We start from the raw sequence: 13,184 nt of genomic DNA, 5'->3' as shown, positions 1-13,184 counted from the left end.
TTCTCCTAGGCCGAGATGGCGTGAAAATTGTCGACCAGCGCCGCGGCGAAGGCGGGATCGTTGACATGGGCGTCGATCTCGACGAGACGCCGGTTCGGCGCATCCTCCCAGCCGGCGCGGATGGTCGAGAACAGCGCCTCGTCGGCATCCGGATCGTGGAAGGGCTGGCCCGGCGCATCGATGGCCGAGACGCCGCGCAAGGGCAGGAGGAAGCGCACCGGCCCCTCCATCCGGTTAAGCCGCTCGACGATGAAGCCGCCGATGCGCCGGTTCTCCTCCGGCGTCGTGCGCATCAGGGTGACCTGCGCATTGTGGACATGCAGTCTTCGGTCCCTGCAGGCGGCCGGGACGGTTTCCCGCGCGCCGAAATTGACCATGTCGACGGCGCCGACCGAGCCGACATAGGGCAGCCTCGTCCGGATCACTGCGCCGAACCTGTCCTCCGTCGCCGGGAAGACGCCGCCGAAGAGCAGGTCCGGCACCTCCGTGGTGGTCGCGTCGATCAGGCCTGCGACCAGGCCTGAATCGGCGAGCTTCTCCATGGAGCGGCCGCCGACGCCGGTCGCATGGAAGACGTAGACCTCATGCGTCCTTTCCATCGCCTCGCGGACCTGCGTGACGCAGCGCGTGGTCACGCCGAACATGGTCATGCCGAGGCCCGGCTTGTCGGCGCGGGTGGCCAAGACCTCGTTCAGCGCCATGCCAGCCGCCGCATGCGCGGCGTTTCCGATGATCTTGCGCGAGATCGCGTTGAGTCCGGCGACGTCGACGACCGAATACATCATGGCGATGTCGTTGGGGCCGACATACGGCGCGGTGTTGCCGGAGGCGATGGTCGAGACCATCAGCTTCGGCACGCCGATCGGCAGGGCCCGCATGGCCTCGCTGACCAGCGCCGTGTTGCCCGTGCCGCCGAGGCCGAGCACCGCGCCGATGTCGTTCCGCGTCACCAGGAAGCCCGTCAGCGCCCTGGCCATGGCCGATACCGCCTGGCCCCTATCGGTCAGGCCGAGCACCGCCGAGGCACCGCCGGGGTGGTAGGCGGCGATCTCAGCCGCGGAGACATCGGGTGAGCCACCGGGCTTCCCCGTGCCGACATCGACGAGGAGCGCCTCCGCGCCGGCGGCGAGAACCGCCTGCCTGGCATAGGCGAGCTCGGCCTCTTTCGTGTCGAGCGTGCCGACCACATAGACCTTTCCCATTCGTTCCCTCTCCCCTGCCGGGCCGTTGCGCGGGAGCCCGCCGCGACGTCGGAAATCTCATTTTTCCATATTGTATATTCTTTCGCATATTGCATACTATGCCTGTCAAGCCCAGATGGATCCGACATGAACGCCCCACGCCACCTCACCCTTCGCGAGCGGATCTACGAGGAGATCGTTCGGCTGATCGTGTCGGGCGACCTGCCGAGTGGGGTTTCCATCGACGAGAAGTCGTTGACCGAAAAGCTCCAGGTCAGCCGGACACCGTTTCGCGAGGCGATCGGCACGCTCGCCAAGGAGGGGCTGATCGAGATCCGGCCTTATCGCGGCTTCTTCGTGCGCAGTTTCTCGCGCAAGGAGATCGAGGACCTCTACGAGCTGCGCAAGACGCTCGAATGTTTCGCCGTCGAGCTCGCCGTCCCGCGGATGAGCGATCGCGACATCGCGCAGTTCGAGCGCATTCTCGACGAGGCGGTGGCGGCGCTGCGCCGGCGCGACATGGCAACCTATGGCGCGCGCGACAAGGAGTTCCACGAGACCATCGCCGAGCATTCGGACAATGCGGCGCTGATCGAGACCCTGGCGCGGCTGGCCCTCCAGATTCAGCTCTGCCGGACCATCGCCAATGAAAACAGCGACCTCGCCGAGCGGGCCGCACAGGAACGCGACGAGATCCTCGCCGCTTTCAAGGCGCGCGACATCCCGCGCGCCGCCGCGCTCATGCGCCTCCATATCAGCGACGTCCAGGAAGCCGTGCTCGCGCGCTTCCCGCAGGAGAAGCCGGCTCTGGAATAAAAGCGAGAGACGGATTCACCGATCAGGTTGATTCAACCTGATCGGATCCGGCTCTGGCCGGTCGAAGGAAGGGAGGGCGAGCCTCTCCCGCGACAAGAACGACGGCGCCGGCCAACGGCAAGCCCGAGGGAGGAAACCATGGTCAAGCAGCTTATCCGCATGGCGGCGCTCGCCATCGTCATCGCCGCGAGTTCTGCCGCCGGCGCCCAGACCCTGCGGATGTGGGGCCCAGAACAGATCACCGAACCGCTGATCGCGGAGCTCTGGAACGGCATCAAGGCTGAGTTCGAGGCCGCCAATCCCGGCGTCAAGGTGGAGTTCATCCCGCCGACCGGCACGATCAGCAACGGCGCGGTGCAGGCGGCGATCCAGTCGGGCGTCGGCCCGGACGTGATCCTGACCAATTCCGGAATCGGCCGCATCGCCGTGGTCAGGAACGCCAGACAGGTCGTCGCGCTGACCGGCGAGTACGAAAAGCGCCGCTGGAAGGACAAGATCTATCCCTGGCTCTACAGCGAATTGCAGCGCCAGTTCGGCGGCGAGATCTACGAGGTGCCGGACGGGCTCGATGCGCTCGGCATCTGGTACCACAAGGACATGTTCGCCGAGCAGGGCTGGAAGATTCCGGCGACCTGGAAAGAGTTCGCGGCGCTGATGCAGGCGATGCAGACCGCGGGCATGCAGCCGCTCGCCATCGGGCCGCGCACCACCGGCAGCGCCGGGCATCTCTTCGGCAATCTCCTGCAGGCGGCGAGCGGGCGCGAGGCCGTCGGCAAGGCGCTGCGCGGCGAGCTCGCCTGGGACGACAGGACGATGGTCGCCGGCGCCGCCCGGCTGCGCGATCTGGTCGAGGCCGGCTTCATCCAGAAGCGGATGGCGGGGCTCGATCTCGAGGGCGCCTCGCGGCTCTGGTTCTCCAAGCGTGCCGCGATGTTCGTCGCCGGCCCGTGGTTCACTGCCAATGCCCGCAAGGCCGGCTACGACCTGGCCAATGCCGGCTTCGCCGCCATGCCCTCCGACCTCCCCGGCGAGACAGTGCCGACCGGGGGCGTCGGCTGGAGCTGGCTGGTCCCGGTGAATTCCCGGCAGCCCGAGCTCGCGCTGAAATGGATCGACTTCATCCTCTCCGACGCGGTCATGCGCAAGCGCGCGCAGCATGTGGCGAGCACCATGCTCTATCCGCGCGAACTCAAAGGTATCGAACCGCCGACGCTCGTGCTCAAGGAAATCTTCGCGGTCGCGGCCGGTGGCGTCGGTTACAATCCGAGCGTCTATCTGCCCGGCTCTGTGCTCGACACCTATTTCCAGGTGATCCAGGGCCTGATCTCGGCGCAGATCAGCGGCGAAGAGGGTATGAAGCAGATTCAGGCCAAGATGAGCGAGGCGAAATAGCCTTGTCCGCCGGAAAATCAGCCCTTATGCGGATCGACGACGCGCCGGCGCGCGGCCGGAGCGCGATGCGCCGGCCCGGCGCCGGAAGCCGGGATACGCTCGGTTCCGCGCTGCTTCTGATGGCCCCCGCGCTCGCGCTCTATGCCGTCTTCACCCTGCTTCCGGTGGCGCTGACCTTCTGGCTAAGCTTCAGCCAGTCGGCCGGCTTCAACACGAGCGCCCGGTTTACCGGTCTCGACAATTATCGGCAGGCGGCGGCTGACCCGATCGTCTGGCAGAGCCTGCGGCACACCTTCCTCTGGCTGATCTATCATGTCGTCCTCGCCGGCGGCCTCGGCCTCGGCCTGGCGCTGGCGATCAGCCGGCTGCGCCGCAGCGGCGTGTTCTTCCGCACCGCCTTCTTCTTGCCGCATCTCGTCTCGCTCGCCGTCGTCGGTGTGATCTGGGCCAATATCTACGATCCGTTCTTCGGCCTACTCAACACGGCGCTGACCGGGTTCGGCCTTGGCGCCTACACCCAGGGCTGGCTGTCCGAGCCGGTGCTGGTGCTGTTCTCGGTCAATGTCGCGAGCTCGTGGCAGGGCTTCGGGCTCTACATGCTGCTCTTCATCGCCGGGCTGCAGAACATCAATCCGGCGCTCTACGACGCCGCCGAGGTCGACGGTGCGAACGGCTTCCAGAAGCTGATCCACGTCACGCTGCCGGGCCTGAGCGAAGTCATGACCTTCGTCGTCTCGCTCGCCATGATCAATGGGCTGAAAGGGTTCGCGACCGTCTTCGTCATGACCAATGGCGGCCCGTTCTATCAGAGCGAGCTGATCACGACCTATATCTACCGGCTCGCCTTCCAGGCGCAGAACCACGGCCAGGCTGCGGTGCTCTGCATTCTGCTCAGCCTGCTGGCGATCGCCATCACCGTCGTCTTCAACCGCTGGCGGGCGAGGTTGGCGCGATGAACCGGCGCAATCGCGAATGGCCGACCGCACTGGCGCTCGTCCCCGTGCTCGTCCTCGTCCTGGCCCCTTTTGCCTGGCTGATGGTTTCGAGCCTCAAGACCGAAGCCGAGATCGGCCGGGGCGACCCGTTCCAATGGCCGGCCGACCTGATGTGGCGCAACTACGCCGATGCCTGGCGGATCGGCGGCTTCGGCGAGCTGGTCGGCAACAGCCTGATGAACCTGGCCGGGGTCGTGGCGCTGATGCTCGCGACCTGCGCCCCGGCGGGCTACGCCCTTGCCAAGATGCGGTTCCCGGGGCGTGAATGGCTGTTCTACGCCTTCATCTTCGGGCTCACCATCCCGATCCAGGCCATCATCATTCCGCTCTATCAGGTGCTGTTCGGGCTCCGGCTGATCGACACGCTGACCGGCATCGTCCTCGCCCAGGTCAGCAACGGCATCCCCTTCGGCATCTTCCTGATGCGCAGCTTCTTCATGAGCGTGCCGGATGAACTGGTCGAGGCCGGCAAGATCGATGGCGCGAACCATTTCCAGATCCTGACCAGGATCTTCCTGCCGATCTCGCTGCCGGCGCTACAGGCACTCATCGTCATCAGTGCGCTGTCGACCTGGAACGACTTCTTCCTGCCGCTCGTCGTGCTGATCAGCCCCGACATCCAGACCTTGCCGCTCGGGCTCGTGCGTTTCGCCGGAACCTATGCCTCCGAATACCGGTTGGTCTTCTCCGGCACCGTCATTTCCTGCCTGCCGATCATCCTCCTCTACATCCTGACCCAGCGGCGCTTCACCGAAGGGCTGACCCAGGGCGCAATCAAGGGCTGAGCATGCCGCATCACGTCCAGCGGGAGATCCGCTATAATTTCGAGTTCGAGCGCCGGATCAGAGCCTGCTTCATCGGCGCCGGCGGCCATGCTTATCGCAATGTCTATCCGGCGCTGCGCTACGCTCCGGTCGAGCTCCTCGGCATCTGCGATCTCGACCTCGGCCGGGCGAGCCAGTTCGCCAGGCTCTTCGGGGCGGAGCGCGCCTATTGCGATCACCGCGAGATGCTCGCGCGGGAGAAGCCCGAGCTCGTCTTCCTCGTCACCGCCTATCATCCCGACGGGCGCGTGCAGGCGACCGAGCTCGCGCTCGAGGCGCTCGCGGCCGGCGCCCATGTCTGGATGGAGAAGCCGACGGCGGCGAGCCTCGCCGAGATCGAGCAACTGCAGGCCGCCAGCGCGGCGGTCGGCAAGATGGTGATGACCGGGCTGAAGAAGACTTTCTTCCCGACGATCGAGAAGCTGAAGGACCTGATCGACGCGCCCGGCTTCGGGCGGCTGACCTCGATCAATCTGCGCTATCCGCAGAGCCTGCCGCCGCCGGAGGAGCGCGGCGACCTGGTCAGGATGCAGAGCTTCCTCGACCACATCTACCATCCGGGGGCGATCCTCAATTTCCTCGGCGGGCCGATCGAGCGGGCGAGCTATGAATGGGAAGCGGCGACGGGAGCGACCGTCACCAATCTGCGCTTCCGCTCCGGGGCGATCGGCACGCTGCACCTGGCGGCCGGCCAGTCGGGCGGCAGCCCCTTCGAGCGCGTCGAGATCATCGGCGAGGGCGCCAACGCCATCGTCGAGAACGGCACCAGGCTGACCGTCTACCGCAAGGCCGGGCTGCCGAGCTACGGCCGGGCGGCGAGTTTCATCCAGCCAGACGAGGATGCGGCGCTGTCCTACGAGCCGGAGCACTCGCTCGGCCAGCTCTACAACAACAACCTGTTCTACCTCGGCTACGTCCCCGAGATCCTCCACCTGACCGACGCCATCCTTGGGGAAGGCGCGATCAGCAAGGGGACGCTCTCGATCGCGCACGAGATCATGAAGCTGTTCGAATTCTACCGGCGCAGCGACGCCGGCGTCACCACCAACCTCTGAAAGCCGAAGGCAGGCGACATGACCGTAACCAATCCCGTCTCGAAACGCCTGGAAGGCGAGATCATGCCGACCTCCTGGGGTGAACTCAACTGGAAGATCAGCGACGAGGCCGTGCCCGGCGCCGAGATGACGTTCGGCACCTGCCGGATCAATCCGGGCGAGCGCAACGGCCTGCACTCGCATCCCGATTGCGAGGAGATCCTCTACGTCGTCTCCGGCGCCTGCGAGCACAAGCTCGGCGATGCTCTCCATCAGTTGGGTCCTGGTGACGCCATCCGCATTCCGCGCAATGTGAGGCACTGGGCTCGCAGCCTCGGGCCGGAGCCGCTCTTCGCGTTGATCGTCTTCTCCTCGGGTAAGCGCACGGCCGTTAGCCATGAGGATGAAGCCGTGGGCTGAGCCGCGCCTCGGTGCGTGTCGCCGAGAGTGGCAGGTCAGCAACGCGCCTGACGTCCGCTTCCGGTCAGCGGCCCAATGGCCCGAGTTGGCGCTGGGTTGACGGAGGCCGTACCGCCATCTCAGCGCTTTTGCGATCGCTCAACGTAGCGCGCTTCATTGGCCTCAATGCTGAGCGGATCTTTGCCTCGCTGCGCGAGCCATGAATAGAATGGCGGCACGCGGTCGGCGATCGACTCGACATGATATCGATCAGGCAAGAACCATCGGTATGCGAACGCCTTAGCCAGCGCGGCGCCGAGTTCTTCGGCGTTGGTCGCTGATCGCGGGAACGGGTGCGGCGAGGGGCAGAGCGGCGGTGTGCACAGGGCGCGGCAGGCAAGGCGGCCGACGCGCTCGTTCACCCTGGGCTACGATGACGCGTCGATGATGGCAGGAGCCGCAGCACGCGCCCGCAGAGCGCGATTGAGCCTTTCGGCCAGCCCATCCGCACGGCCACGGCCATTGCTGTTGAAAGGCATTCACGCGGACGTGCTTGCCGATAAACTCCAAGTGACGAACGCGGTTATCGAGCCTGATCTTTTTGACCCTGCCGATTTCAATGCGACCTTGGCCTCGCCCCTCATACAGAGTCTCAACCTCAACACCTTGGACAAGGCCGCGTCGCCAGATCGCAGGCCAGTCCGCAATCGGCCGGAGATCGCCCTCGTCGTCATAGAGGTCCGCCAGATCGGCCTCGGCCTCTTCAACAAGGCGACGCAAGACCCAATCGGCATCAACGCCGAGGGGCAACGTCAAATGGTCTCGGCGACGAGCTGACCGAACCGGGTCACCAGTTTCGATGGACACCGTATCGGACTCCCTCAAAATCAGAGGCGCTTGGAGAGTTGACAGCACCACGACCGACAATGTCATGACGGGTGCGCATCGTGCGAGCCACTCAGATGATTTCGGTTGATATGGACAGGCCCCGGATAAAGCTCTCGATCGTTTCCACTCTCTATCGGTCGGCGGATACAATTGAGCCATTCTATGAACGCTGCATGGCCGCTGCTGCCGGTCTCTGTCAGGACATTGAACTGGTGTTGGTCAATGACGGCTCGCCCGATGACAGTCTGGCTCGCGCGCTCGACCTGAAGGACAGGGATTCCCGCGTCATCGTGGTCGATCTGTCTCGCAATTTTGGTCATCACAAGGCGATGATGACCGGGCTGACGATCGCGTCGGGCGACTACGTCTTCTTGATCGACAGTGACTTGGAGGAGGAGCCCGAACTCCTGACCAGCTTTTGGAACCGCTTCCATATAGGCGACTGCGACGTCGTTTATGGCGTCCAGGAGGCTCGCCGTGGCGGTTGGTTCGAGCGGGTGACAGGAAACACGTTCTTCTGGCTCGTTGACAAGCTGAGCGACCAGAAGCTGCCGCGTAACCTCGTCACCGCACGCCTGATGACGCGCCAATATGTGCGCGAGCTGATCCGCCATCGTGACCGCGAATTCTTCATCGCACATCTTTGGTTGTTGACGGGCTTTCGTCAGGAGCCGCTCACAGTTTCAAAGCTGACTTTGTCGCCGACGTCCTATTCGGTAGCGAAGCGAGTCGAGATGCTGGTGAAGTACGTTACGACCACCTCGACCAAACTCCTCTACATGATCCTTTATCTTGGATTGGGGACGGCTGTTTTATCTGGCGCGGCTGTCCTTTACATTGTCGCGCGCTATCTTTGGACGGGCGTAGCGGCTGACGGCTGGGCGTCCTTGATCGTCGCGATCTGCTTCTTCGGCGGATTGACGACCCTTATCCTCGGAATTCTTGGAATCTATATCGCGAATATATTTTCGGAGACCAAGCGCCGTCCCTATGCGGTCGTGCGCCGAATTCACCGCGGCCCGGCCACCAAGTCGCACGGCTGAACCACTGCGAAAGGCGGGCTACGCCAGGGCGAGCGAACCCGCCCTCGTAGCTGCGAGAGCGCGGTCCGGCCGTTAGCGGCGGCGGGAGGCGAAATGCTCATTCAAGGACCGCGGCATCTTGACTCCGTAGCCAGTAGCTGGCGCACGTCCTGATCTTCTGTGAAGGATTGGCCGAGAAGGGCCGGCAGGACGATCGTCGCGCCGTCTCGAATGTGAAATCATCGACGCAGAACAGTGCGTTGATGGCCATGGCGCTCCTAGAACTGAATGGTATCCGGCATGACAACGGGCTCGCCGCCGTCTCGCCGTATCCGCTCGGCGATGACTGCCTTTACCAGCGGGTTGACCGCCACGATCGTGCGGTAACCGTGGGCATGATCCTCCGCGACATAGCGCTCGACCCGACCAAGATCCCAGGCATCAACTGGATCGTCGACGACAAGCCGCTCGGCGCGGGCCCAGGTACGCGGAGCATAGGCTCGGATGACCGCGGCCATTTGCCCTGCACCAAAGATCTGAACACGGCCACCGAGGACGTCGAGTCGATCACACCAAAGGTCATCGAGCTCTCGCCAGGCGGCCAGGTATCGGGCTGCATCGTCGGGGTTCGCCACCGCCACCGGCTCCCGAGCGCCGTCCCCTTTCTCCATCACGAAGACCTGGAAACAGGTGAGGTCCTTGTCGAGGGCAAGCGTCTTTGCGACCCGGAGCCCTGCTGCAGCCGCGAATGCATGAAACGCAGCACGCGATAACGTCCACAGGTGATCGAAGAACAGCAGTTCGCAATTCGCGGGGTTCGCGACTGGGCAGATTACAACCGCCTTGCCGTCAGGGCGAAGGCGCGCGGCAATCGCCGTCAGAAAGCCGGCGGGATCGGGCGTATGTTCGATCGTATTGATCGACACCACCGCATCGAAATCGCACCAAGCCGGCCCCGTTTGATCCTCGAGCAGCCCTCTCGCCAGCGTGACCTTGCCAACGGCTCCCAAGAACTCGCCCGGGAGGGCCGGATCGACACCCCGGATCTCGTGAGCCGGCAACATGCCGGCCAGGAAACGGGCAGTCGCACCAGAGCCACAGCCGATTTCGAGCAGGCGGCCGAGATCGGGCATTCCGGCGAGGGCGCCGGCCACCACGCGCGCGTAAGCCTCACCACGGGCATCGTCGGCAAGGCTCGACTGGCCGGGCAAGGCGTAGTTCTCATCGTATATCGCCGCCACTTCGGCAGATGCGAGCGGTACGCGATGACGAATGAGCCCACAAGCCGGGCACCCCACCTTGTCCAATCTGCGCGGCATGATGCGACCATCGCTCAGGACGGATCTGTCGCCTGACGGGCTCGGAAGAGCGACGAAGTCTTGGCTGCCGCAGGCTGGGCAATCATCCCTGCGGTGGCAATCGATTTGGTCGGCCAAAACAGCGTCCTGAGAACAGCGGGAGAAGCCCCGTGATGCAAGTAGACATAGCCAGCACGGGCTGCCAAAACAACCCGCGAGCCTAGGCTCGCAGGCCCATCTGGGGGCTGGGGAGCCGGCTTCCGCGCACTCTGAAAGCGAAACTGTGAACAACCTTCGAAGCGAGAAGATACCCTTCGGTCGGCCTGCAATCGTCGGGAAAGAACTCGAGTATATCGCTCAGGCTATCCAGAACGGCACCATCGCTGGCGGAGGGCCGTTCATGCGGCGCTGCGAGACGTGGCTGGAGCAGGCGCTGTCAGCCCGCCGCGTGCTGATGACCCACTCCTGCACCGCGGCACTCGAGATGGCCGCGATGTTGTCCGAGGTCGGGCCGGGGGACGAGGTGATCATGCCGTCGTTCACCTTCTCCGCCACGGCGACGGCCTTTGTTCTGCGCGGCGCCACCGTCGTTTTCGTCGATATCGAGCAGGACACCCTCAATATCGATCCGGCTCGCATCGAACCGGCCATCACCGAGCGGACCAAGGTTGTCGTCCCAGTTCACTACGCGGGCCTCGCCTGCGATATGGACGCAATCATGGCCATCGCCCGCCGACACGATCTGCTGGTGGTGGAAGATGCAGCGCAAGCCCATCTCTCGACGTTCAAAGGCAAGCCTCTCGGAACGATCGGCGACCTCGGTTGCCTGTCCTTCCATGAGACCAAGAATGTCATCTCAGGAGAGGGTGGCGCCCTCATTCTCAACAATGAGCGCCTGCTCGACCGCGCCGAGGTCATTCGCGAAAAAGGCACGGACCGTAGCCGCTTCTTCCGCGGCCAGGTCGACAAATACACCTGGCAGGATATCGGCTCGTCCTATTGCCCGGGCGAGATCGTCAGCGCCTTTCTCATGGCTCAACTCGAACAGGCCGACATCATCTGCGCGCGCCGGCGAGCCATCTATGACCTCTACCGCGAACGCCTGGCGCCTCTGGCGGAGGACGGTACCGTGACGCTGCCCAGCGCTACGGGAACCGATGTCAACGGCCATATCTTTTGGCTCCTGCTCGAGTCGGAAGCCGTACGGGCCGATCTGATCCGGCATCTGCAGGCGCGCGACATCAACGCCGTTTTTCACTACGTGCCGCTCCATTCGGCTCCGGCCGGCCGCAAGTACGGACGTGTGTCGGGAGATCTGGCCGTCACCGACCGGGTCAGCAACCGGCTTTTACGTTTGCCGCTCTACTATACCCTCGACGACAGCGAGGTGGACAGGGTGGTGCGAGCCATCTTTGACTATTTCGGACGCCCCCTCTGAATGAAGCGCGTCGCAATCATTCAATCGGGCTATATACCGTGGCGAGGTTTCTTCGCCGCCATCGCCCTTTGTGAAACGTTCGTGTTCTTCGACAGCGTCCAGTTCACCCGGCGCGACTGGCGCACGCGCAATGCCATCAAGACGCCTCAGGGCATTCACTGGCTGTCCGTGCCCGTTCAGCAGAAAGGCAACTTCCAAGCGCCGATCGACAGCATCCGCATTGCCGATCCAGGCTGGTGGCAGTCTCATCTGAAGAGCATCGAGCTGTCTTACCGCCGCGCGGCCCATTTCCAGGATGCATTTCCGGTTGTCCGGGGCCTGTTCGAGTCAGTCGCGGATTTGCCGACGCTGTCGCAAGTCAACCAAGGCATGATCACGGCCCTGTGCAGAGCGCTGCAGATCGAGACGCGCTTCCTCCGCGACGTCGATCTGCTGCCCCGGGAAGCCATGGCGGCAATGCAGCCAACAGAGCGATTGGTGAAACTTTCGGCCGCCGTAGGTGCCCAGATCTACCTGTCCGGTCCCTCGGCCAAGAGTTATCTGGACGAACAAGAGTTCAAAGCGCTCGGCATGCAGGTAGAGTGGCTGGACTATGGCCGGTTCGGGGAGCCATATCCGCAAGTCTGGGGCGATTTTGTCCCGGGCGTTTCAATTGTCGACACGCTTCTAAACCTCGGCCTCGATCAGACCCGCGCTATCGTCTCGGCCTAAACCGGGGAGTTGCGGCATGGGTGGTGAATAGCCGTCCCTCTCCCATCTTGCGGGTGGCATAGAGCTCACTTGCGCGCAGCGCGCGGGTTGGTGCATTAGCAACCGCGTCGGCGATTGGGCGCCGCGATGGAAACGCCGGAACAATGTGCAGACGGGAGACCATGGACGCAACGGGAGAGTTCGACTCTGTCGGTAGGCATGTTGCGCGCTGTGGCCTGGCCGGGCACCCGTCGGTATTGGCGCGAATCTCTCTTGATGCCCGACGTTTCGCCAGTGGCTGCTGAGTTCAAGACTTTCTCGGAGGCCGTACTCGCCACTCCGGACATCGCAGCCGTGGCGCAGCGTTGCGGCCTCGGCCCGGAAGAAGCGACCCAATTGCTCGCGACCTATGCCAACGAGGCCGGCGTCGGGCTCGAACTCGTCGTCCCGTTGCTGCGCCCCGGTATGCGTGTCCTCGAGGTTGGTTGTGGAATCGGGCTTCTCGCCAGTTTTCTGCGCCAATCCGGCGTGGACATCACAGGCCTCGAACCCGGAGCCTCGGGCTTTGGCTTCATGCCCGAAATCGGCGCGGCGATCCTGCGCCGCCTGCCCGACACCTATCGCGCAGAATGGCTAGGTATTGGCGCAGAACAGCTCGACCCCGCCAGACACGGGCAATTCGACCTGATCTACTCGACGAACGTACTTGAACATATTCCCGACCTCGCAGGCGCCTTCCGCGGCATGGCCAGTGTCCTGGCACCTGGAGGAACTATGGTTCACCTGTGCCCCAACTACGCGGTGCCGTACGAGCCGCATTTCGGCATTCCATTGGTTCCCTTCCTTCCACGAGCCACGGCCTATCTCTATCGGGAGACCGTAAAGAAGCTGCCAGGGATCTGGGAAGAACTGAACTTCATCACGGCATCCCGGGTCAAACGTCTCGCCCGCACCAACCGGCTGTCGATCTCCTTCGATCGCGGTGTCCTTGCAGCAGCAATGCGCCGCTTTGATCAGGATCCCCTGTTCAGGGAGCGGCAAGGCGGGTTGGCCGGCAAGGTGCAGTCGACGGCAAGGGCGCTCGGCCTTCTTGGGTTGCTCGAGAAACTGCCGGCGGGGCTCGCCTCGCCAATGATCATGCGCTTGCAGCACGATTCAAAAATTGCGGAGCCCAAAGCCGCAAGATCTTCTTAAAGGAGGCAGATGA

13 protein-coding genes and 1 pseudogene are annotated in these 13,184 nt (G+C 63.8%); 10 read left to right on the top strand and 4 right to left on the bottom strand.

The features are described from left to right. Positions 1 to 5 precede the first annotated feature (5 nt). Positions 6 to 1,202 (bottom strand): Tm-1-like ATP-binding domain-containing protein, encoded by a 1,197-nt coding sequence (locus B6S44_RS14690; RefSeq protein WP_129157614.1) that lies wholly within the window; start codon positions 1,200 to 1,202, stop codon positions 6 to 8. Between the two features lie 126 nt (positions 1,203 to 1,328). On the opposite strand from B6S44_RS14690, the gene B6S44_RS14685 reads away from it, so the two are divergent. The 6 genes from B6S44_RS14685 (at position 1,329) to B6S44_RS14660 (ending at position 6,662) form a co-directional block, all read left to right on the top strand. Next, positions 1,329 to 1,997: a GntR family transcriptional regulator gene (locus tag B6S44_RS14685; protein ID WP_129157613.1), complete on the top strand. Its 669-nt coding sequence runs from the start codon at positions 1,329 to 1,331 to the stop codon at positions 1,995 to 1,997. A gap of 138 nt (positions 1,998 to 2,135) precedes the next feature. Beyond that, positions 2,136 to 3,389, top strand: coding sequence for an ABC transporter substrate-binding protein (locus B6S44_RS14680; protein WP_129157612.1), 1,254 nt, complete (start codon positions 2,136 to 2,138; stop codon positions 3,387 to 3,389). Between the two features lie 65 nt (positions 3,390 to 3,454). After that, positions 3,455 to 4,345, top strand: a complete 891-nt coding sequence (locus B6S44_RS14675) for a carbohydrate ABC transporter permease (RefSeq protein ID WP_248309611.1) — start codon at positions 3,455 to 3,457, stop codon at positions 4,343 to 4,345. Further along, positions 4,342 to 5,169 (top strand): carbohydrate ABC transporter permease, encoded by an 828-nt coding sequence (locus tag B6S44_RS14670; protein WP_129157610.1) that lies wholly within the window; start codon positions 4,342 to 4,344, stop codon positions 5,167 to 5,169. The genes B6S44_RS14675 and B6S44_RS14670 overlap by 4 nt, the downstream gene beginning before the upstream one ends. A 2-nt stretch (positions 5,170 to 5,171) precedes the next feature. Continuing rightward, positions 5,172 to 6,263, top strand: coding sequence for a Gfo/Idh/MocA family protein (locus tag B6S44_RS14665; RefSeq protein WP_129157609.1), 1,092 nt, complete (start codon positions 5,172 to 5,174; stop codon positions 6,261 to 6,263). 18 nt (positions 6,264 to 6,281) lie between these two features. Further along, entirely contained in the window at positions 6,282 to 6,662 is a 381-nt protein-coding gene (locus B6S44_RS14660) for a cupin domain-containing protein (protein WP_129157608.1), read from the top strand. 119 nt (positions 6,663 to 6,781) lie between these two features. Here B6S44_RS14660 and B6S44_RS14655 read toward each other — a convergent pair whose 3' ends face one another. Further along, positions 6,782 to 7,063: a hypothetical protein gene (locus B6S44_RS14655; protein ID WP_206735167.1), complete on the bottom strand. Its 282-nt coding sequence runs from the start codon at positions 7,061 to 7,063 to the stop codon at positions 6,782 to 6,784. Between the two features lie 184 nt (positions 7,064 to 7,247). Beyond that, positions 7,248 to 7,574, bottom strand: a pseudogene (locus tag B6S44_RS30200) (terminase small subunit); the annotation flags it as partial. A gap of 29 nt (positions 7,575 to 7,603) precedes the next feature. On the opposite strand from B6S44_RS30200, the gene B6S44_RS14645 reads away from it, so the two are divergent. Beyond that, positions 7,604 to 8,572, top strand: coding sequence for a glycosyltransferase family 2 protein (locus B6S44_RS14645; RefSeq protein WP_349236372.1), 969 nt, complete (start codon positions 7,604 to 7,606; stop codon positions 8,570 to 8,572). A 257-nt stretch (positions 8,573 to 8,829) separates the two neighbouring features. Here B6S44_RS14645 and B6S44_RS14640 read toward each other — a convergent pair whose 3' ends face one another. Further along, positions 8,830 to 9,870 (bottom strand): class I SAM-dependent methyltransferase, encoded by a 1,041-nt coding sequence (locus B6S44_RS14640; protein ID WP_129157606.1) that lies wholly within the window; start codon positions 9,868 to 9,870, stop codon positions 8,830 to 8,832. A gap of 262 nt (positions 9,871 to 10,132) precedes the next feature. Between B6S44_RS14640 and rffA the strand changes: the two genes are divergently transcribed. The 3 genes from rffA to B6S44_RS14625 all read left to right on the top strand — a co-directional run bounded on the left by rffA (position 10,133) and on the right by B6S44_RS14625 (position 13,171). Beyond that, positions 10,133 to 11,287: a dTDP-4-amino-4,6-dideoxygalactose transaminase gene (gene rffA / locus B6S44_RS14635; protein ID WP_129157605.1), complete on the top strand. Its 1,155-nt coding sequence runs from the start codon at positions 10,133 to 10,135 to the stop codon at positions 11,285 to 11,287. Continuing rightward, entirely contained in the window at positions 11,288 to 11,998 is a 711-nt protein-coding gene (locus B6S44_RS14630) for a WbqC family protein (protein ID WP_129157604.1), read from the top strand. A 255-nt stretch (positions 11,999 to 12,253) separates the two neighbouring features. Then, positions 12,254 to 13,171, top strand: a complete 918-nt coding sequence (locus B6S44_RS14625) for a class I SAM-dependent methyltransferase (RefSeq protein WP_164985826.1) — start codon at positions 12,254 to 12,256, stop codon at positions 13,169 to 13,171. The last annotated feature ends 13 nt before the right edge of the window (positions 13,172 to 13,184 follow it).

Origin of the sequence: Allobosea sp. Tri-44 (genome assembly GCF_004123845.1) — a bacterium.
GTDB lineage: Bacteria > Pseudomonadota > Alphaproteobacteria > Rhizobiales > Beijerinckiaceae > Allobosea.
The sequence above is the reverse complement of the archived record's forward strand: the minus strand, read 5'-3'. Positions and strand labels throughout refer to the sequence as shown.